A 21,693-nucleotide genomic window follows, 5' to 3' on the forward strand; every position below is an offset into this window, starting at 1 on the left:
GATGATTACATTACTTGAACATCTACCGGGAGTGTCGCAAGCACTTCCGGTTTTCGTTTAAGCAACCTCTTTTATTACTTGCTATCTTACATACAAAATATTTCCCTTCAGTTCGAAATTCACATCCATTGTTTCCAACACTTTTAATACATCAGACAAGTTGGTATTGCGGTGCATTTTCCCTTTGAAGATTACATTATCCGGTTTTCCAATGTATTGTACATCTATATTGTACCATCTTTCCAGCTGGCGCATGACACTGTATAAATCCAGGCCGTCAAAATTAAACAGGCCGTTTTTCCATGCGATAATTTTATCCGGATCAGGCGTTTCCGTTATGGTCAGCGTAGCTCCCTCCGATGCATCCGGTTTGCTTAAAACTGCTGTTTGGCCCGGCACCAGCACTTTGGGCTGAGTGGTATGCATAGGTGTTATTTTCACGGCACCGGTCAACAGTGTTGTGCGGATTGTTTTTTCGTCATTGTACGTGTTCACATTAAATGAAGTACCCAGTACTTCCAGTTTCATCTGATCGGTTTCTATGATAAAAGGCTGCCAGCTCTTTGCGGCGACTTCAAGATAAACCTCCCCGCTGATTTTCACCCTTCGCTCCCGTCCCTTGAAAGCGACCGGATATTGTATAGAAGACGCTGCATTCAGCCACACTTCCGTTCCATCAGGAAGAACGACGTGGTACTGGCGACCTTTAGGTGTGGTAATGGTATTACGGGCCGCATCGTCTGTAGCGGCGGTAGCATCGTATTTAAGCTCGTTATTGTTCAGTGAAATTTGTGTTCCGTTCTGCGTAGCGATTTTTCCTTCGCCCAAACTGTCTAGCACCAGTTGTGTACCATCTGCAAGTGTCAGGATGGCGCCGTTTTTACCCGGTGGGATGTCGTGCAGGGCGGATTTCCCGCCAAAATGGTCCCCATTTTGCGCACCAGGTGTCAGCAGGTAATAAGTGGATACGCCTAACGCCAATACAAGCACCGCAGCCGCCCATTTCCATGTATGAAGGAACCGCATCCGGCGTATATTTGATTTTGCAGGTTTATTGGAAAGAAAACGTTCCAGCGCAGCGGTTTCATCAAACCGGGCCATAGCGCGCACGTTTTGCTGCTGTACATCCGGATTGTTCAACTCCACCCATAACTGCCGGTTTTCGTCGCTGGCAGCGATCCACGCATCCAGCTTATCCTGCTCATCGGCCGTAAGCATGCCCTGTTGCGAACGGAAAATAAGCGTTGCAGTGATGAATGGATCGTTTGAAGAAGACCCCATGTCTAATGTGTTTATCTTATTACAACATGGTATTCCGATCGTACTAAAGGAACCAAAAAAAAATTATGAGTGGGAGGAAAACAATAAGAATAAGGCAATGACAGCCGGCGACAGGCGCATTCTCAGCAGCTTCATGCCCCTGGTTTTCTGGTTTTTAACTGTCTGAAGTGAAATGGAGAGGATTTCGGCGATCTGTTCGTTTTTCAGCCCTTCAATATAACTCATGCGGACGATCTTCCCGCATTGCTCAGGCAGGTTGCTCATCTCGCGGTAAATCATCCTGAAAACCTCCATGCGGATGATGTCCTGGTCCTCTACTGACGCCTCCTCTTCCTGCTCATGGAGAAATTTGGCCTGGCGTTCCTTGCTATGCTGCGCCCCTTTCAGGAAATTAAGGGCAGCATTACGTGTAGCCTTGTACAGGAAATCCTTCAGATGCCGGAGATCCTCGAAGGCATATGGCTTCTGCCATAATTTTTCAAAAACGTCCTGCACAATGTCTTCCGCATGCCCGGGCTCCCCGATAATAGATTCGGCGTAATGGCAAAGCGCATTGTAATACTCTTTAAAGATATAAGAATAATGCAATGTATCCCCCGAAGTCAGTCCCCGCAAAAGCTGAAACTCATTATAAAAAGATTTCCGCGACAAGTTTGCACCCCGATTTTAGTTGAAATGTAAAAATAATCAAAAATTCAAGCTATAAAAATGCAATTCAGGAGTGGAATTTTCCCTGCCTCAACCAAAAAACTATACCTGCATCAGCAAAAATCGTAAATTGACAATGATAGTTCTGTTCCTGGCAAACCCCCGTTATGTTTAATTCCCCCGCTAGTTGCCACAAACGGAAGTAATTGACAACTTAATATTTTGTAACTTAAAGTTCACTGATCATGAAGCTTAAACTAATTCTATCGTTTTTTCTTTTAACCACCTGTTTTGTTTCATTTAGTCAGGATATGCCATCTGGAAAATCTCAAAATCACGACATTACTGCTACTGAAAAAGGCTTAATAAAGGTATCCGTCATGTATCCATATGCCGAGGGTAAAACTTTCAATATGGAGTATTATGAAACTAAGCATATGCCCATGGTGGCTGGCTTTTTAGGAGCAAATCTGGTGAAATATACTATTGAAAAAGGGCTTTCCAGCGGTATTCCTAATCAACCTTTACCTTTTATGGCTATTGGTATATTCTATGTAAAAAGCTTAAGTGAATATCAGGCGGCTATTGCGCCAAACAGAGATGCGATTCGTGCAGATTTTATAAACTACACCAATGTCGTTCCCGTCATTTTAGTGAGTGAAGTTGTAAAATAAAGCTGGAAATGGCTGATCGTGGATAAGGTTTCCTATCGACAGGAATTATGATGAGAAGTCGTTGGGGAAAAGCCACCGGTCTCCGGCAATACCTGATAACATTAAGAAAACAACGGTCTCTCCGGCTTTATAGAATGAATTACAGCGTAAAAACAAAAAACCCGCTTCTACTATGTAGAGACGGGCTTTTCTAAAATCCAGTGATCCACCGGGGGAACTTATATCTTCGTAATGTCGTGTAGAATCTGTGTTTGATAGCGGTGAGCGTTTATTACATTTTTAGCCATTGGCCAAACTCGTACCCTAATTTACCAACTTTAATAATCAGCGCTGCCGCTACCGGTACAAAAGCGATTATTTTAACAATAACACGGCACAATCATGGAAAAATTGAAAAAACTATTCCCTATATGCTGCATGCTGATCGCTGCGCTGTCGTGCGATGAATCAAAATTGTCTAAAGGCCCCGTAAACAGCCTCTCGCTCATTCGCGCAGAAATCAATATCACACAACGTTTACATAGCAAGATCGAAAACCAGGTGGTGGTCAGTTTGTTCGATGAAGAAGGAAAGACCATTAAAAAAGATTCCATCAAAATCTATGTGAACGGCGCGGAAGTAAAGTACACGGTCAGACAAGGGCTCTATTACACATCCAGCACCTATTATTTAAAGGATAGTGCTAATCCCAAAAACAATCAATTCAATTTTGAAATAGTGCTTCCGGATGGTAAAAAATCATTCCTGGCCGAGGTGGATGCCCTTGACCTGGTGAATGGTCAAAACATCAGTTATACAGAAACAGGGAATTTAAATAAGGATTATGAAATAACCTGGAAAGAACTGACCGGCGTAAATTACCTGGCCATCGCAAGAACCCTGAAGGTAAAAAAACAGGAGGAGCCGAATATTACTACCTACGAAGAGCATATGCCGGATACGATCAGCATTCATTCTGAAGGGCGTCATGTGATATCTAAGTCAACCTTTGATAATCCAACGCACCAGGTCAACATACTCTCGTTTAGATTTATAGCTCAAAAGATTGGGAAGGTAAGTCCTGAGCTGGCCAAAGGCAGCAGTATCAGTATTATGGGGAGTATTGAAAGAAGTGCGTCATTTGAATAGCTATCTAGTCAACACTGGAAAACCCTGCCTTCAGGAACTGAACATGAAAAACGCAGCACGGCGTATTAAGCCGGCGAAAGAGAATACTACACGCTAAAAGATACAGCTGAGTATCCGTCATCATACATGGCTTCAATGATGGCAGTAGCTATTATCCTTTCGCCAGAATACGGATTTCTCCCATGTGAGGTAAGCATGTTATCCAGAAAAATGATATCTCCCTGCTGATAAGAAAATACTACTTTATTTTTTTCATACGCTTCCCATATACTCCGATACTGGTTATAGCTGATATCTGAACCATCCCCGAAAAAGGTATCAGAGCTGAGATAATCTTCCGGCAGATAACTATCACCATCAAGCCCTACTTCCTCGTAACGGGCATATTTATTAAAGAAAAGCACATGATTGAACCACAGTTCCTCTCCGGAAACAGGATGACGGTAAACGGCAGGTTTCACCCATTCTATAACAGCATCATTCCTGCCCCTAAAAACGCAGGTAATGTCATTTCTTTTACATATACCTAAAACCACCTCCTTGTCGGTTGTTTGAAACACTTCCTGCCAGGGCATTCCAAGTCCCTCCGACAAATTCCGGCGATACTTCACCCCTGTTTCCCGGAACCTGGTCAGCAGCTCCGGAGGAATATCGGACAGTACAAGTCGAGAATCTGCCAGAGGCGTCTCCCCGCCCTTTTCAGCAGGCACAAGACAACAGAAAACGATCTTTCTTCCCCATACGCGACTGTATGAAGTTTCATTATGCATGTTAATGGGTCTCTCCTGTGGATACGTTGTAGACAGGTAAATATTCCTGATATCAGATGAAAGTTCTTTTCTTGGGGAAGACCTGAACAAATAAGGAAGCGGATCGGTATTAAAACAATTCATGAATTCTTTAAAGTCCAAAGAAGTGCTGATGTTAAAACCTCTGAACAGTATACCTCCGTGTTTTACCAGATCTGTTTCAAAAACTTCCTTATTGGCGTTCATCCAGCTTACAAGATCTCCCTTAGGCTGCAAAGAACTGATTACGAGAGGCATTAGCCTGGTTCCGTCATTAAGGTATGATCTGTTCGCACCGGAAATGGCGGTGTCTATGGTCGTTGCCGGACCTGAAGGTATGTTGTCCAAAAAATTGTTTTCCATTATTTTACTTTAATGATGATCAAAAATCTGGTATATTCACCGGGTCTTACCAACGACATTTCGATATCTCAAACATAACTCCACTCTCCGTCCTCAAAAAGTTCAAGACCTGTTTCATGAAATCAATTGTCTTTTTAAATTATTTACCCCATATCTATCTTCACTTCGTAATTGAAGTTTTTAAAAACACTTCCTTGTCCAAACCTCCCATTATTCACCGCAACTACCTTACTTTCCATATTATTAATCATAATGGTACGATTTCGATAATCCATCTCAAAATAGCTTATCATATTCAGTACATACTCGTTTGCCACGTGGTACAACAACACACTTCCGGCATTATTACCAGGTAATCGTATATTGCGGTCATCATATACAGTTGCATCATATACAACATCGCGGGCTTCATCCAGCAACTTCAGATCGCGGCCATCCTTTTTCCAATACCCTTCTGTCCAATAAATTTCTTCGAGATCAAACAGATACTCGAATTTCCCACCTTTCCTTTTATTATTTATCACGGTACCATATTTGAATCTGTAATCCTCAAATAATATCAACACCTTTGTGGTAAACGCATTAACTGGATCGGCCTCACTTACATAAGCAGCTTTTATCCTGGAAAGGAGTTTCCGCCTGTCATACTTCTCTTCATGATCAATGGCATCAAGGTAAAATTTCTCCCTGATCTTCCATTCCTCTACGCCCGCAAGCCTGAGACGGTTTCTGAAGTCTACATCTTCCCATCCGTAAACAGACATCCTTTCATCGAAACCACCTACATGCAGGAAGTCGGCCTTGTTCACACATACAACGCCCGCTACACCAGGATGTAATCTCAAAGGTCTCATAAACACCTTTTTATTCGTCCTGAAAACCTCGTCTATATAATATACAAACCTGTTTCCTGTAAAATTGTCCGCATTTATGTTGCAAACAATATCACCGGAAGCAAGTTTGAACGCCATGTTTTTGGCATGGCTATGATTGAACTCCGAAGGATCAAATGTTTTATAGTAAACTAATGCTCCCCTTTCTATATAGTCCGATAAATTGTTTTTTACCCATTGCTCCATATCGTCGCCCGAGTTATAATCAAGCAACAATACTTCCAGCCCCGGATACCCGGTATTATTAGTAAGATTCTTTAACAATGTTTCCTTTAAATGGTATAATCTGTTCATACAGATAATGCAGAATGATATTTTCCACGGACCATATTCAGAGAGTGCTCTTTGTTTAACAAGCTCGTTCTCCAGCATATTTTAGATTTTAATACAGCAGATCATACTATTCCGAAACGCTGCTGTTTACTGCCAATAAATGATTAGCCGAACCATTGTTAGCTGGTTGCAGCTCTTTTCCAATAATATAATTGCCGATTACCAGGTGATCCAACTTACAGGAATAAAAGAAGTCAATGGCCTCTGCCGGCGTTTCCACAATAGGCATTCCCCGTTTGTTCAGGGATGTATTCAGCAGCAGTGAAATACCGGTTAGTGCTTTAAATTCAACCAGGAGCTGATAAAACTCAGGTGACCAATCTGCTGTTACGGTTTGTATTCTGGAAGTATTATTGCGATGCACAATACTTTGTATTTGCTGATGCCATTCCGGCTTTACATCATCTACCAGGATCATATAAGGACTCTCCCGGTCGGTAATAAAATATGTTCCTACATCTTCACGCAATACAGCAGGAGCAAAAGGACGGAAGTCTTCCCTGAACTTGATCTCCGTATTAATATAATCCCGTACGCCACTATTCCGGGGATCGGCTAATATGCTGCGTCTGCCCAGTGCGCGCGGCCCAAATTCAGCCCCTCCCTGAAACCAGCCAATCACCTTCCCTGCTGCCAGCAGTTGTGCTGCCTGCTTGATATAATTATCACTGTAAATAACCTGCTCTATAATACTTCTGTGGAGCGTTCCGTTAAAAAGCTCTTTGTTGCCAAATACTTTTCCCAGGTCCACCACTTTACCCAGGAGGCCAATAGACGGAGGGTGGGATACCCGTACATTGCCTGCGTCCAGTAAAATACCGGAATATAAAGGATCCATAATCACAGCCCCCAACTGATGCGCATCAATGTTTACAATGCAATCCGCACGGCCTTCACCATCCACTTCTATATAAACCCCGCTGTCACTGACCTTCAGCTGGTACCTGCAGTAATCACTGATATTGAATTCAATCAGGCTTACCGCTCCCTTCGCCTTCCCGGTAGCAGCATGTTGTTTTATCAAACGGAAAAAGTTGTCGATGCGCGTCCTGATATTATCCCGGTGATGCGTATTGGAATAGGAATAGATGGCTTTCTTTACTTCTTCCTGCGAATAGGTTTGGCCAAAGCAGGTAGACCTGGATGCTTTTATTTTCCGCTCCCTTTTCATTACTTCCAGCCAGCCATAATAAGCACACCCGATAGCAATACCGTTGTCACCGGCGGCAGGCTGAATATACAAATCACTGACACTGGTATTTTTTAAAATAAGGTTATTGGCTACCGCATTCAATGCTACTCCGCCGGCATAGCATAATTTGTTTCCCACTCCCCTGTTTAGCCGGTCTTCCACCAGGTATAAAATTGCCCTTTCTATCTCCTCCTGCATTTTATACGCAATATTGGCATAGTAGGTGAAGTTTCTTTTAAATTCACTATGCGTACCGGCCGGTCTGTTCAGTGACTTCATCAAATCATAGTTAATAAAAATCCGTCCGTCCCGCAGGTGAAATATGTCCTCTTTTATCACACCTGGTTTCCCGTATGGCGCAAGTCCCATCAGCTTTCCGACGTCACTCATATTCCTGAAGCAATAGTGACTGATAGCCTGATAGGCACTTCCCAGAGAATGCATGGTGTAGGGTTCTACCGGCGCATTTTTATAGAAAACCCCGTAAGGGGAAAAATCTTTTATGACAGGAGTAAGGCACCCGTTCTGATAGGTATAAAAGCTATCTTTCTCAAAGTACAAGTGGGATACATCTGCATGAATTTTTTCACTGTCAGGAATGAATGCTCCTTCCAGGTCTATGCATTCACAGAAAGGACTTCCCGATCCATCTATCACCAGTACATTAAAATCTCCCTCAAACGGATTGGTGCCAATGGTACTATAGGCATGCGCCAGGTGATGAGAAATGGTGACAACAGGAACTTTTACGTCGTCCGTAAAAATCCTGGGACCTTTGAAGCTTCCGTTACCATAATCGAAGCTTCCGCCATAAAGCGCATTCTGAACAACCAGGTCCACCTCATTTATGGTGATGCCTGCCGCATTCAAACAGTATTGAATGGCAGCGGTGTCATTCATTCCGTCATGCTTCTTCCTTGTTATCCTCTCCTTTTCAATAGCAACACAAATCTCCCCGTCCTTTAGCAGGCAGGCTGACCCATCGTGTGAAAGGTTTGTACCAAGTACATAAATTGGTTTACTCATACGATTTGATAAGTTGTAGACTCTTTTATTTTGAAATAGAAGAGGATGATTTAATACAGTCTGTGATTATTTCCGCCATTTTCTCAGGATGCTGATCGATAAAGAAGTGCCCACCGGGCAAAATACTATCCTTAAACTCCGCCCTGGTAAACGCTTTCCAGTTGGTGATATTCCCGGCATTCTCCTCTTCGTCCCCCATGATAGCCCAGATAGGTGTATTAACAGGTGGAATCCTGTTTAGCTGGCAATTCTCAGATAAATGGAAGTCTGCTCTCAAAATGGGTAATATAAAATGCAGGAAATCCCTGTTATCGAGCAACTCTGCCGGTATCCCTCCCATCTTTCTGATCGCTTCTATGAAATCCTTATCCGCCAGCAGGCTTTTAGTTTGCCGGGCTTTTACCCCCGGGCCGGCATTGCCGCTTACAATAAGATGCCCGGGCGATTCTCCTACCTCTTCCAGCATACTGCATACTTTAAATGCGAGAGAGGCGCCCATACTATGCCCATATAACAGGAAACCGGGATACTCTACGCTGTCCAGTACCTTATTAAAAAGATCAAGGGCAGCAGCTTCAAAATCAACCAGAAGGGGTTCAGCCATCCGCTTGCCTCTACCTGGCAATTCTACGGGAATAATATCTATATCTTCCAGCAAAGAGAGAATAGGCTTGAACGAATAGGAGCTGCCGCCGGCAAAGTGTATAACAAATAACTGCGTTCCTGACATATGACTGAAATACGATGAAATAATTAATGATCTTTTAGTTTAACATTATCCACCAACCTGGAATAACACTGTTCCATGAACTGATTTATGTATTGAAGGGAAAAGAGTTCCTGCGGACTGGCAGCAGTCCGTAACTGAACATGAACGGCATCAACGAACCCCGGCCAGAACAACCCGGACTCCAACCCCAGGGCCCTCGCTTCCTCTGCATAAACATGGTAACCATTCACATTGTCAATCAGCCCGTCAACATCCCATACCGCTTTGTTATCTACTATCCATACACAATCCACGGCTTCTCCCCATTGGTGCCACGACAAGCCCGGTATTGCGTTGGTTAACTTTCTTCCGGCTTGTGGTCCCACCACAGCGATGCAGCTTGCGAGAAAGTATGCTCCCTCCTTTTCCAGTTCTTTCAACCTGTTACTGACTTCCTCATCAGATCTTGACTGCCTCCAGTACTTTGCCTGGACAATGGGATTACGGATACCTTCGAAAGGGCGCATTACCACATTTCTGTCGAGGCATTTCCCGATCAATGCTTCAACCTTCACTTTGAATTCCGGAATAAGATGCTCCAGGTATTTATTTGACATATTTTTTTATTAGATTTCGGAGATATTACTTGTTTAAAAAACAGACCCATAGGTTTCAATCAACACACCATGAAACAATACCCTCTATCCCCAAGGCAGCTGGAAGACTGGAAATATAATTATAACCTGAAGCCCGGTGTTCCACCCACTATCATGAGAATTGAAACTGATCTGGCCGGCATCGATATCGGCACGCTGAAATCCGCATTCTCTTCGTTAATACAAAAACATGAAAGTCTGCGCACCACCTTCCGGGTGATTGAAAACCAGGTTATACAACAGGTAGAAGAACTTTCCGGCAAATTTGAACTGATGTATGTGGATGAATATACGCCTTCCTCTCTGCATACGCTTTCTGAAATGGTTATCAGGGAAATGAAGGACCTGGAAAACGGACCTCTGATCCGGGGAATAGCCTGTAAAAAAGAAGCCGGTCTTTACAGGCTACACATTATCGTCCATCACATCATTTCGGACCAGTGGTCTGTCAACATCATCAAAAATGACCTGCAGCAATTGTACCTCAAACATGCCAACAACCAGGCAACACATAATGAAATACCATCTGAACAGCTCGGCGCCTATATACTTTCCAAAACAGCATTCTACAATGAACATCACGACAACGTAATCAGTTACTGGGAATCAAAACTGGAAACAAAAAGCTGGCATTCAGACTATGATATCATTCACAGGAACCTGCTGTCGCCTCCGCCAGCCGAACGGACTTTTCCATGGAAGGGACTGACAGGCACAGACCTTATCGCGAACCCCACGGGAGAAGCATATACCGTTGCCATCAGCGAACATCTCTATGAACAGCTACAGCAACTTCGCTATAATGAAAAATCCAGCATGTTGAATATCCTGCTTACTGCCATTAACCTGCTGGGTGCAAAGCTGACCAATAACCGGCAAATACTGATACAATGTCATCATGCCTGCCGGCAGGAAGCTATTACTGCGAATATCATAGGCAATTTATTGGGTAAGCTCCTTATTTTTACCGACATCCATCCTGATGAAAGCATTTCTGCATTGATGAACCAAACAGGCCGCCGTTACCAGGAAGCCACCTCTCATATTATATTCAGCTCAGAAAAACTGAATCCTCTTGAGCTTACTACAGGCAACTTCCTGTTCTTTAACTTTCTGCCAAAGGAAATGCAGAATAATTCCCTGTATAATTATAAGGAACCCGCCTTTAGCAGCAATGTTTGGGCAGAATCACCCTTAGTTTGCCAGGCGTTTGAATACAAGAATACCGTGGTGCTGAAATGGTCTTATCATCTTCAATTTTTCAACCGGACACTTATTGAACTCCTGGCAGCGCAATTTGAAGAGATACTGGAGATGATGACCGGCGATAGCCAAACCGATATTAAAAGCTTCTTAAATAACCTGGATTAGGTCAGGGGAATACCTGCCCTGCGTTGTTTCAGTTCAAAATTGAGGTCTCTTGCGGTACACGACATAAACACTTCCGCTTCCGGAATGTTGTGCTTTTGGAGGAAATACAACTTGTTGTGATGCTCCTGACGCAGTTTCTCCGTTGTGTCGCTGAAATGCGGGCAATGCAGTGAAGCCGCTTTCCTGTTCAGTACAAAGCGAACATTATTCTTATAGATACGGTAACCCAGATCGATGTCTTCCACGCCCCATCGTTGATCATAAGCCGTATCAAACACACCCGTCCGTTGCAATTCCGCCGATCTCACGGATAAATTTCCAGTCCAGAACATAGCCCATGGCGCCTGCAGGGCCATAATATCATCGCCACAGGCAGCGTAAACAGACTCCCTGATATCCAGGTATTTATCTCCGGCAATAAACCTGTTGATTGTATCCCTGGGGTTCAGCAGATCAATCTCTTTCAGAAGTGTTTCACCGGGATCATATACTTCTTCAATACCCAACACATAGCCGATCACGACCAGGTTCTGGTCTGCGTGAGATGCCAGGTGTGCGCTGATACAGCCGGGGTCCAGTACAATGCCCGAATCAATAAACAACAGGATCTCTCCTTCTGCATTGGCAATTCCCAGGTTTCTGGCCGTTGCTACCCGGTAGCCGTCATCCTCCTGGAACAGGTACTTCAAAGGAAAATTGCCCTCGTATTTACCGACAGTCTCCCTGGTGTTATCCGAGGACCCGTCATCCACTACGATCACTTCAAACAGGGATTTATCCAGTGTCTGGGCATTGATACTCATTAATGTGTAGTCTAACAGATATGCCCTGTTGTACGTTGGAATAATAATACTGATGCTGGGCGCCTTTTTGTTCATGATGCTATATTTAACTTGTTTTCAAAGCGAAAGACTGGTGATTGTTCAATTTTTTTCCACCAAGATCCGTCAGGCGTTTCGACCAACGTCGCACATCCGAATGCCGGACTTTCAGGTAAAGTTTACGATTCCTCGCTTCCTGATCCTGTACTGACATCTCCAATGCCTGATCTATCGCATTGTCCATGCTGTTGTAAGAGTAAGGATTTGTAAGTACTGCTTCATGAAGCTCAACAGCAGCGCCAACAAACTCAGACAAGACGAGTACGCCTTTCCCGCCTTTTTTTACGGCCAGGAACTCTTTGCACACGAGGTTAGTGCCATCCCGCAACGAGGATACCCACATGATATCTGTAGCGGAAAACCAACTCACCATTTCCTCAAAAGAAAGGGCTGCTTCCGAATAAATAACCGGGGTCCAATCTGCGGCGCCATGGGCGTCGATAATCCGGGCCACCAGTTGCCTGATCTTTACCTGAAACTGATCATAAGCGGTTATGCCGGCTGCCGGTTGTACCGCTACGAGGGAGAGCACCACTTTGCCCTTTAATTCCGGCCGCCTGTCCAGCAAACGGCTGTAACATTCCAACAGTTTGTCCATTCCTTTTACATAATCCATTCTTGAAGCCGCGAAAATCAGTATCCTGTCTTTGAACTGGCTCCTGATAGCTGATATCCTGCTCTTTATGCGCCGGTCTTTAAGTAGCTGGTCAATACGGGCGCAGCTGGTACCCACCGGAATAGCATCCAGCTGAACAGTTCTGTTATCAAACAACACTTTCGACGTTACCACAGGCTCGCTCAGGGCGTTACCGGATTGTGAAAAATAAGGTGTTACCTTCTTACGTTGCTTAATCGAAATATTGGTCACTGATTTGGCAACCGCTATAAAATTCTCGATGTACCTGGGGATAGAGAAAACAATATGATTACAGCATAACAGGCTTTCTATGATTTTTTCCCTCCATGATATAACATTGAAGATATCCGGTCCGGGGAAAGGCGTATGGAGAAAAAAAGCAATTTTCACATCCGGCGCCTTCTTTCTTATAAAGTATGGAGCAAGCCACAAATTATAATCGTGGATCCAGACAGTGGTATTGCTATCAGCTTCTGCCAATGCAGCCTCAGCAAACCTTTTGTTGATCATTACAAAATTTTCCCAATTGATCTTCTGGCAGTCAAAGTTTTCGTGGAATGAATGCAATATGGGCCAAAATCCTTCCTTCGATGTTTTATGATAGAAGCAATTAAGCTCTTCTTTTGTAATAGGCACCCGTTTAAGCGTACAAGCCGCCCCGGCTTCCGGCATATCAATCCTTTCATAAACCGGAACGGACAGGTTATCCGCGAATTCACTTCCGGCAATCCACATACCGTCAGGCACTACAGAAAAAAATCCCTTCAGCAGGGGAATAATACCATTTGGTTTACCAGCATCCCGTCTGTAAATGGTGCTGCCATTAACCATCACCTCTTCATATGGCTGACGATGATACAGCACTATTATTTTTCTCTTCATAAATGGTAAAAATTTGAGTATTACATGCCATCAGATCCTGCTGAATGAGGAGGCTGGTATTTCCACAGAAATGGAGTGGTTGAGCACCGGAATTCTCACCCCAAATCTTGTTTTTCCTTTCTTCTGAAAAATAACACCTTCTATTCCGATGAAAGGTCCTTCTGTGATCAACACCTTACTGCCACTTTGCAGTTCCCGCTCTACCGTCACCTCCGGTTCAATCATTAGTTTTTTAATGGTGTTCATCTCTTCTTCCGATACAACAACAGGCTTTCCATCGAAGGCCACGTAACGTGACACTCCCGTAATATCCAACAACCTGAACCTTGCCTGTTCTTCCACATATACAAAAACGTAATTCGGAAAAAGCGGTTCATCTACAATCTTTCTCCTGTCGCTCCATTGCTTGACAACTTTTTTTGTAGGCAAAAAACAGTGGATACCTATCTTTTTGGATTGATTGAGAATTCGCTTCTCATAGTGCGGGTATGTATAAACGACATACCAACTGCATACAGTTTGCTGAAGTGCTAATTCGCGCATAGGGTATATTTTATGCTGAGTAAATGAATATGCTGGCAAAGAATAATGCTACCGGCAAATTGAGTCAATCCCCATTTTTGATGATGGAATATAGGTGGGCTAATCAAATATAGCAGATGGATTAACTAACGGTACTTTTTACTTATACTAAATCGCGCTTATTCAATAATGGTCTTTTAGGTGGCAACAATTTTTAGTAAATACGTGATTTTAACGGTACTTCTTCTTCAACAACTTGCTCTCAAGCGATTGCATGATCAGAAAACAGCTCAATACAAATACGGAAATAAACAACATACCGGGCGAAGCAACGGAGGCCAATGGGATCGTATCCACACCTATCCATCCTATCATGCCTACAGCCAGCAATACCCCAATAACGGAGAGGGAAACTACAATAACAAGTTCTTCCCTTCCAGCCTTCACTTTCTTACCGGAAGCGGCTAATGCGGCTGTGACATTCCGGGCAAAATCCGGTGGAGGATCAGCTTCAGGCAGTTTTTTCAATTCATCAAATAATAACTGGTACAGCTTTACATCCACACTGAATCGGGGATCATTGTAAAGCGCCTGTTCACCGGCCCTCTCCCCCTTTTCTTCCAGCATTCTCTGGATACTTTCATCGTTTGTATTGCTCATACTATATCCTTTTTTAAACTACCCGTTAATTTATCTTTCAACAGCTTCCTTGCTCTGAAAAGATAACTCTTTATCGTTCCCAATGGCATTCCTGTTATCTGCGTAATCTCTTCATAAGAAAATTCGTTCAGATGATATAATACGATCACTGTCCGATACTGTTCCGGCATTTGATCTATTAACTGATTCAGATAAGCTGCTACATCTTTTCTATCTAAAAGTACTTCCGGGTTTTCGCTGGCGTGTTCAATGGTTTCTATTTCTGTGGTTTTTTGTCTGTGTTCCCGTCGTTGTTTTCTATTATGGTTAACAGCGGTAACCCAGGCAATGCGGGCTATCCAGGTTGACAGTTTCGACTGAAATTTAAAGCTACCCAGATGACGGTACACCTTGATGAATACTTCCTGGCAGACATCTTCTACTTCTTCCCTGTCTGTTACTATTTTACCTGCTATAAAAAATACAAGCCGCTGATATTCCTTCACCAGTATCTCAAATGCGTGTAAATCGCCCTTTAAGATAACAGGAACCAGTTCTTTTTCATCAACCATAATTTCTCTGGAATTCAGCTTTGGTGGTTATGGGTATCATCATATGGATGTTATTGATTAAAGTCTTCATTGGATACATCATCATTCTTAATTCCACGCTTATTCTTCCTGATCGTTTCTCTGAGTTTTCCGAAATTATAATTTAAGTTAAAACTAATTGCCCTGAAATACAACCGTCTGGTAATATTTTGTTCAAAATCATTCCCAAAAGTGCTTCTGATATCGTTCCGGAATTTGCCGAAAGGGTTGATGAGCGCGGCTGACAGGGACAGTTTATCATTCAGCAGGGATTTTGTTAAGCCAAATGAAGATGTAACAACGGAATTAGAAGTTCCCTGAAAGGTCACTTTCGGACTGATCACATTTACATTACCGCTTACGCGCCATCCCTTATCAAACTTATAGCCTGCTGAGCCGGCAATAGTGTACATGAAACCCTGATTATCAATATTGGCTCCTTTGGAAACACTTTTTGTCCATATATAAACAAAATTATTATTCAGGGTTAAGCTCAATCGCTTCGTTGCAGGATAGCTGATATTCAGGCTTCCGCTTAATCCTTTACCGCTGCCGGCGTTTTCAAATCTTGTCCGCACTACATTTGTTTCGGGAATAAGAAATGATACCGGTATCGCCAGTTTATTAAAATAGGCATAGTCCACGCCTGTTACAATGACCACTTTACCGGAATAAGTGTAACCCAGCTGAACGCCGTTGAGCAACGCCGGGCTGAGCTCCGGATTACCGGTATGTTCCACATTAGGATTAGAACGGTCTATAAAAGGATTGAGCTGATTAACACCCGGGCGCTTTATCCGCTGCCTGAATCCCAGCGTCATCATACTTTTCTTGCTTAACTTTTTGCCTATGGAAATTGCAGGCATCACATTAAAGTAATTCTGCTTAACATTTGAGGCATTGGAAATAAAGTCTGCATCGATAGTAGTTTGTTCAATCCGCACCCCTCCTTTAAAGGACCAGCCATTAATTCCATACTCATATGTGTTGTAAGCGGCCAGTATATTCTGCCGGTTGCGGAGTACGTTACCGAGGCTGGTGTCCTGATTAAAATCACCTGTTAAATGGTCAAATATGCTTGTTTGAAAATCCCCCTCGTTTTTTCTGAAAATAGCTTTCACCCCTGACTCAACAGCCACTTTACCTATCGTGAACACGTAATCCACCTGCGCTGTTTGCTCTGAGGCACTTTGCCTGTTCGATTGTTTATAATCTGATAACGGGTAGTTAATGGTATCTAATACTGATACATCTGTATGCTGCCTCGAGTCATATGTAAAATAACGGTAAGAGAATGTCAGCAGGTCTTTTTTATTTCTTTTGAATCCAAGCTGATAATTCAGGGAAATATCTTTTCCGTCACCATGTGTGTCTCCCTTTCCGGCTATATCGTAACCTTGCAGATAGCCATCACTTGCCGTCAGCACGGATTGTTGCTTATTATTATCCTTATCCTTGTTGCCATTGATATTCAGCTGCACCGATACCAGGTTGAGACTGTCCGCTTCATAACTGATTTCCGCTCCAATATAACCATTGCTGCTATTGGATTTCTGTGTTCCGTTCTGAAGCAGATGGTCTTTTTTGGCGCCGGTCGCCGATCTGTTTATCGTAGTTTTCGTTTCCGGGGAATTATAGATGCCCGCAGCGCCGGAAGCTGATAAGCCCCATTTCCCACTTTTCAGGGAAAGGGAGCCGCCCATTCCGGGGCCGCCCACCGGGGCGCGCCCGTTGAGGTTGATGGTGCCTTTATATCCATCCGCCGGGCGTTTGTTGGTGATGATATTAATGATTCCGGCAAAGCCTTCACCGTCATATTTTGAGGAAGGCGTTGTAATCACTTCAATCCTTTGAATAGTGGAGGCTGGCATGGATCGCAGAATGGCTTTCGGATTTCTTTCAGCCATACTGGAAGGTTTACCGTTGATCAGAATTTTGTACCCTGCGTCTCCGTTCAGCAAAATATTATCATCAGCATCCAGCGAAATATGCGGTACTTTCCGCATCATCTCCAGCACACTACTGCCCTTACTGTCCGGATCGGCCTGCAAGTCGTAAGAAATACCGTCAATTTGCTGGGTAATGATGGGTTTCTCCCCTGTCACCTTTACTTCTTTCAGGGTACTTGATGCTCTTACAATACTTATTTTACCGAGCCCGGCATGTCCGTTTGCCGCAGCGAGGTTCACCTGGAGCGTTTGCTTACGGAAACCCATAGCCATTACCGTTAATGAATAACTGACCGGTTTCAAATCAGAAAATATAAAAGAACCGTCTTCCTTTGTCACTGCGGCCTTAATAATACCGGTATCATTTTTTAATCCGATGGTGATATAAGCAAGAGGTGATCCTGTAGCAGAATCAACCACAATACCAGTGATAGTTGAATCATTCAGGGGAGCCTGACCAAATACGGGTAGCACAAACAAGCAACATACAGTAAAGAACAAACAGGTTTTCCGGGTTAATTTATTCATGGCTTTGAGTTTAGAACTGATGATGAACAAATTAACTGTCCTTTTGTACGATAAGATAATAAAGCCCAAAACCCAATGCAATGAAAATAGCCTCGATACCATAGGGTACCGGGGATTCGGCATCAGCAAAAGAAAGGAACCCGATCACCACCAGGCCCAGCCCTCCAAAAAAAAGTACCAGCGCCCATTTAAGTGCCTCCCGGCGGGAGGCAGACAGCTGCCTGAGGGACTCTACTGCGGCGGCATCTGTTATACCTGAATCTATAATATGTTTTTTCAACTTATAGTTGAAATAAGCCACTATCACCACCGCTATTGTTATAAAAAGCGCTACCGGTAAAAGAAATACCAAAGTTTTAGGATGCATGTCAGTTCGTTTAATAAGATGATCTTCCCCCAGTAGACACCAATAAAACCTAAAAAGTTGCAGCGTTCAAAAATTACTTTTTTATGGCTTAAAATACAGGGCATGCTTCGGTCAGATTTCCTGTTTACCGGCTCCTGTAAACGGATTCTCAGCCAATGCCTCCCTGATAAGGGCCCGGGCAAAAGATGCCGTGGAATCAACTATAATCATCTCATCTACCGTACTTTCTGTAAATACCAGGGATAAGTCAGTACACCCCAGGATAATGGCATCCACCTGTTGCTGTTTGAAATAACTGAGTGCCTGCCCGCTCCATTGCTTTACCTGGTTTGTTATATTACCGGGACAAGCTTTGATACCATCGCGGGGATCATATATCATTCTGTGGATAATATCATTCTGAAAGCGTGCATCCGGTATCACCACTTCAAACCCCATTGTTTCCAGGACGGTTTTATAAATACCGGATCTGTAAGTGCCGTTGGTGGTCATAAGCCCGATACGCCGTACGCCCAACAGGTTATCCTTAATATGCCGGCAGGTTTCAAAAGGCATATTAAGCAAAGCAATACTACTGCCGGGGTGTTGTATCCTGCCGGAAATTACATCAAATATGGCAGGCGAATACACCGTATTGCAAGCCAGGCCCACCACCTCCGCACCGGCCGCCTCCAGTTTCCGGATCATCTTAACAATACTGTATGCAGGGTTTACTGAGATATATCCGTCCAGGTATTGAGTCCTGTCGCCGATAGCATCAGGAAATGACATCAATATAACCGGCAAATGTTCCTGGTCAAGCGTTGCGGGTGTCATCAGCAAAATGCTCTTAAAAAGGGCAAGCCCTGCCTCAGGCCCCATTCCGCCTACTATACCAATTACCTTGTTTCGTCCGGGCTTCATATCTGTTACAATAAATATTATGAAATTAATTTCCCGATCAGTTCCCCAGCCGGTGCTTCCTGCGGGAAACCGGCACTGCTGGCACTCACCTGCCTGATCAGGGCTTCCTTTACCTCTTCCACTTCAATTAGCTTCATACAATCATTACCAAGCGGGCATGACCGGCCCCACAAATAGTGAAAGCAGGGAGAACAAGCCACGCCTTTATAAATATTAATATTGTTTTCATGTCCCCAGTGTAAAGGACTGGTATCGCCAAACAATACCACACCGGGTAAGTTGAAAGCATTGGTTGCATGCGCAAAGCTTGATTCCACCCCTACAAATGAAGTCGCATATTTAAGCTGGCAAAGTGTTTCACGAAGCGATAATTTATCCCTCCAGTCAATGGCTCCTTCCACGGTTGGTTCATTTGGCATCCCAATCTGGATAAACGTCAACTCCGGTAACTCTTTTACCAGGCGGTTCCATTTTTTAATATCCCATAAATGATTAACGGAGCATTTGGAATAGGTATGAATAAAAACAACGTTTTTAAAAAGCCTGATCCGCTCCCGGGCCTGCTGTTCCTCCGTTGCTGTGAAAAACAGCTGTATCTTACGATCTCCATTCAGTTTCACATCGAAAACATCAGCCGCTACTTCTTTATAATTCTTTTCGTATATCCATGTAGCCGGAACATGATTCAGATACATGTGATAATACTTTCTGTCTTTGATCCACTTTTTCTTTTTAAAAAGATATACAAACAAGTGACGGGGATACCTCCACATGGATGTAACATGCAATTCCCTTAATGAATCAATATGAGGATTGTTCAGTAACACCTGCTTATGTCCGGGATGAAAGTGCTGGTAGTACACAATGATCCTTGAGCGGGGATTTTCCTCTTTAAGGGCTTTCAAAGCGGGGGTACAGAGCATCAGATCACCAATGCCTCCCCAGGTAACTACAATAATTTCTTCACGCATTTAAAATCCAGTTCAATTGTTCTAAAGCTGCTGTACATATCTTTTTATTCTGGTCCAGTACCCGTGACCGGAACTGGCATCTGTCGAGAAATGGCCGGGAGAGTTCCTTCTCTATCTCGTGGTTAATGAGTGCCAAACGGGTTTTCACTTCATCGGCCCTCGCTGTGATTTCTTCATATGTCCTGGTCTTCATAGAAAATAAAATTACCGGTGGATTAATCATTTGAAGCGGCTCCGCTGCTGCTGCCGGAATAAACGGCCTGCTTCTGAAGCTCCTTCTCACATTTTCTCAAATTAAAATCCAATGTAAATTCTTCTGAATGGAGGGCTTTTGCTTTGATAAAATCCTGGTAGGCCGCGTTAAAATCTTTCTGTTTCATATCCAGTGTGCCAAGCAGGTAGAAAGCCCTGGATGCATCCGGGTACAGGATGGTATTTTCCGTTAGTAACTTCCGGGCTACGGCAGTATCTATTCCGATAAAAATATGTCCCAGCTCATTCAACGTATTTACACCCAGCTTTTGTTCGCTCTTTAATCTTCCGGCATCTGCTATCATTGCATCTCCTCCAGCCTGTTTGTACTTTTTCAACAATGTAATCGCATTACTGGGATACTGTTCATAGTATTGTTTGGCAAACTCCGATTTGATATCCAACCGGACAGACATATCCACGAGTCGCTGGGAAATAAGCTTACCCCGGTCAGAGTTGGTCATAAATATTATGCCCCGTTTATGAACAACAGAATAGAAAAGCTGACATTTATAACCGGGATTGCTGCCTCCGTGTGCGATGATGGTATCTTTTGGCGTATAAATAACTTCATACCCTCCTCCGAAGTAATGGTTGGGAGGAAAATAATCATCCAGGCTGGTTGTTTTGTGCAGGATATCGTTTATGCGATCCCGTGATAAATATTTACCATTGAACATGCCTATCAGCAAATGGGCGTAGTCCAGGGCAGTAGTGTTAACCCCGCCAGCCGGAAAAACCGACTTATTTTTCCATTTTGGAATTTTTCTCTCCAGCACATCATGTCCATTTGAATAATTACCCGGAACCGTATCTTTAAAACTGGTAAAGGTTCTTCCCAGCCCCAACCGGGATAAAACCATCCTTTTTTCAATATCCTGGTAAGGCTCTTTAAGTATGGTTTCAATTACCCGGGCCAGGTAATGAAACCCTTCTCCTGAATAAACAAATTTCTCACCCGGGTTGGAAACAATATCGAGGGTATCGGGGTTAAAATCGGATTTCCAGTTCTCAATGCCGGAGCAATGACCCAGAATCATCCGGGGAGTTATCAGTCGATACCGCGGATCATGTTTAAGCCGATCGTATTCCAGGTACTGATACATGGGCTTATCCAGGTCAAGCTTATGCTGATCCACCAACTGGTATACCATGAACAGCATGAAATTTTTCGACAGTGAACAAGCCTCAAAAAGCGTTTCATCATTTACGGTTTCAGGTTGCCCCGACTGCTTGTAACCATAGGTATGGTAAAAAGTAACTTTATTATTCTCTATAACGGCCAGGGATATACCGGGAATCCCCACCTCTTCCATCATACGGTTTACTTCAGCATTAAATGCGTGTATATTCACCTTTCTGCCGCCGGTTTTAAAGTATTCCGGTGATTGACCCAGACTATACTGAAAACAAGCGGTGAGCAATAACATTGATACCACCGTTGCATTCAAAAACTTCCGGGCATATGCTGCTGAAAAATCAAATATTCTCATAAAAAATTAATAAGATG

Annotated in this window: 21 protein-coding genes; 3 read left to right on the top strand and 18 right to left on the bottom strand. The window is 43.5% G+C overall.

Translation table 11 applies throughout. The features are described 5' to 3' along the window. Positions 1-81: 81 nt before the first annotated feature. Complete coding sequence (locus PV783_RS22420) at positions 82-1,281, bottom strand: FecR family protein (RefSeq protein WP_420989644.1); 1,200 nt, start codon at positions 1,279-1,281, stop codon at positions 82-84. 63 nt (positions 1,282-1,344) lie between these two features. Then, positions 1,345-1,932, bottom strand: a complete 588-nt coding sequence (locus PV783_RS22425) for an RNA polymerase sigma factor (protein ID WP_420989645.1) — start codon at positions 1,930-1,932, stop codon at positions 1,345-1,347. 242 nt (positions 1,933-2,174) lie between these two features. Between PV783_RS22425 and PV783_RS22430 the strand changes: the two genes are divergently transcribed. Both PV783_RS22430 and PV783_RS22435 read left to right on the top strand, forming a co-directional pair. Continuing rightward, the gene (locus PV783_RS22430) at positions 2,175-2,603 is read left to right on the top strand and encodes an EthD family reductase (RefSeq protein WP_079473675.1); all 429 of its coding nucleotides are present in this window, start codon (positions 2,175-2,177) and stop codon (positions 2,601-2,603) included. 381 nt (positions 2,604-2,984) lie between these two features. Next, positions 2,985-3,731, top strand: a complete 747-nt coding sequence (locus tag PV783_RS22435) for a hypothetical protein (protein WP_420989646.1) — start codon at positions 2,985-2,987, stop codon at positions 3,729-3,731. A gap of 86 nt (positions 3,732-3,817) precedes the next feature. Here PV783_RS22435 and PV783_RS22440 read toward each other — a convergent pair whose 3' ends face one another. From PV783_RS22440 to PV783_RS22460, 5 genes are all read right to left on the bottom strand, one after another. Next, positions 3,818-4,882, bottom strand: coding sequence for a TauD/TfdA family dioxygenase (locus PV783_RS22440; RefSeq protein WP_420989647.1), 1,065 nt, complete (start codon positions 4,880-4,882; stop codon positions 3,818-3,820). Positions 4,883-5,025: 143 nt separating this feature from the next. Further along, positions 5,026-6,147: a glycosyltransferase family 2 protein gene (locus tag PV783_RS22445; protein ID WP_420989648.1), complete on the bottom strand. Its 1,122-nt coding sequence runs from the start codon at positions 6,145-6,147 to the stop codon at positions 5,026-5,028. A 28-nt stretch (positions 6,148-6,175) separates the two neighbouring features. Continuing rightward, on the bottom strand, positions 6,176-8,326 hold the full coding sequence (locus PV783_RS22450) for a carbamoyltransferase (RefSeq protein WP_420989649.1): 2,151 nt from the start codon (positions 8,324-8,326) through the stop codon (positions 6,176-6,178). Positions 8,327-8,351: 25 nt separating this feature from the next. After that, positions 8,352-9,056: a thioesterase II family protein gene (locus PV783_RS22455; RefSeq protein WP_420989650.1), complete on the bottom strand. Its 705-nt coding sequence runs from the start codon at positions 9,054-9,056 to the stop codon at positions 8,352-8,354. A gap of 23 nt (positions 9,057-9,079) precedes the next feature. Next, positions 9,080-9,652, bottom strand: a complete 573-nt coding sequence (locus PV783_RS22460) for a M15 family metallopeptidase (RefSeq protein ID WP_420989651.1) — start codon at positions 9,650-9,652, stop codon at positions 9,080-9,082. A 69-nt stretch (positions 9,653-9,721) separates the two neighbouring features. On the opposite strand from PV783_RS22460, the gene PV783_RS22465 reads away from it, so the two are divergent. Further along, on the top strand, positions 9,722-11,062 hold the full coding sequence (locus tag PV783_RS22465; protein WP_420989652.1) for a condensation domain-containing protein: 1,341 nt from the start codon (positions 9,722-9,724) through the stop codon (positions 11,060-11,062). Here PV783_RS22465 and PV783_RS22470 read toward each other — a convergent pair. The 11 genes from PV783_RS22470 to PV783_RS22520 all read right to left on the bottom strand — a co-directional run bounded on the left by PV783_RS22470 (position 11,059) and on the right by PV783_RS22520 (position 21,676). Beyond that, positions 11,059-11,940 carry a glycosyltransferase gene (locus tag PV783_RS22470; RefSeq protein WP_079473684.1) on the bottom strand — a complete coding sequence of 294 codons (882 nt, stop codon included), beginning with the start codon at positions 11,938-11,940 and terminating at the stop codon, positions 11,059-11,061. The two genes, PV783_RS22465 and PV783_RS22470, sit on opposite strands and share 4 nt — an antisense overlap. Before the next feature lie 10 nt (positions 11,941-11,950). After that, a complete protein-coding gene (gene ggpS, locus PV783_RS22475) occupies positions 11,951-13,462 on the bottom strand; it encodes a glucosylglycerol-phosphate synthase (protein ID WP_420989653.1) in 1,512 nt (503 codons plus the stop codon). A gap of 30 nt (positions 13,463-13,492) precedes the next feature. Next, positions 13,493-14,005: a UpxY family transcription antiterminator gene (locus PV783_RS22480; protein WP_079473686.1), complete on the bottom strand. Its 513-nt coding sequence runs from the start codon at positions 14,003-14,005 to the stop codon at positions 13,493-13,495. 210 nt (positions 14,006-14,215) lie between these two features. Continuing rightward, positions 14,216-14,644: a hypothetical protein gene (locus PV783_RS22485; RefSeq protein ID WP_420989654.1), complete on the bottom strand. Its 429-nt coding sequence runs from the start codon at positions 14,642-14,644 to the stop codon at positions 14,216-14,218. Beyond that, on the bottom strand, positions 14,641-15,195 hold the full coding sequence (locus PV783_RS22490; protein ID WP_420989655.1) for an RNA polymerase sigma factor: 555 nt from the start codon (positions 15,193-15,195) through the stop codon (positions 14,641-14,643). The genes PV783_RS22485 and PV783_RS22490 overlap by 4 nt, the downstream gene beginning before the upstream one ends. Before the next feature lie 50 nt (positions 15,196-15,245). Beyond that, entirely contained in the window at positions 15,246-17,690 is a 2,445-nt protein-coding gene (locus PV783_RS22495; RefSeq protein WP_420989656.1) for an outer membrane beta-barrel protein, read from the bottom strand. Between the two features lie 31 nt (positions 17,691-17,721). Continuing rightward, positions 17,722-18,057 carry a DUF6249 domain-containing protein gene (locus PV783_RS22500; RefSeq protein ID WP_420989657.1) on the bottom strand — a complete coding sequence of 112 codons (336 nt, stop codon included), beginning with the start codon at positions 18,055-18,057 and terminating at the stop codon, positions 17,722-17,724. Between the two features lie 111 nt (positions 18,058-18,168). Next, entirely contained in the window at positions 18,169-18,960 is a 792-nt protein-coding gene (locus PV783_RS22505; RefSeq protein WP_079473691.1) for an aspartate/glutamate racemase family protein, read from the bottom strand. A gap of 17 nt (positions 18,961-18,977) precedes the next feature. Beyond that, on the bottom strand, positions 18,978-19,931 hold the full coding sequence (locus PV783_RS22510; RefSeq protein WP_079473692.1) for a glycosyltransferase family 9 protein: 954 nt from the start codon (positions 19,929-19,931) through the stop codon (positions 18,978-18,980). After that, complete coding sequence (locus PV783_RS22515) at positions 19,924-20,124, bottom strand: hypothetical protein (protein WP_079473693.1); 201 nt, start codon at positions 20,122-20,124, stop codon at positions 19,924-19,926. The genes PV783_RS22510 and PV783_RS22515 overlap by 8 nt, the downstream gene beginning before the upstream one ends. 22 nt (positions 20,125-20,146) lie before the next feature. Next, on the bottom strand, positions 20,147-21,676 hold the full coding sequence (locus tag PV783_RS22520; protein ID WP_420989658.1) for a serine hydrolase: 1,530 nt from the start codon (positions 21,674-21,676) through the stop codon (positions 20,147-20,149). Positions 21,677-21,693: the final 17 nt, after the last annotated feature.

The organism is Chitinophaga sp. CC14, from assembly GCF_048957795.1.
In the GTDB taxonomy this organism is placed as follows: domain Bacteria; phylum Bacteroidota; class Bacteroidia; order Chitinophagales; family Chitinophagaceae; genus Chitinophaga; species Chitinophaga ginsengisegetis.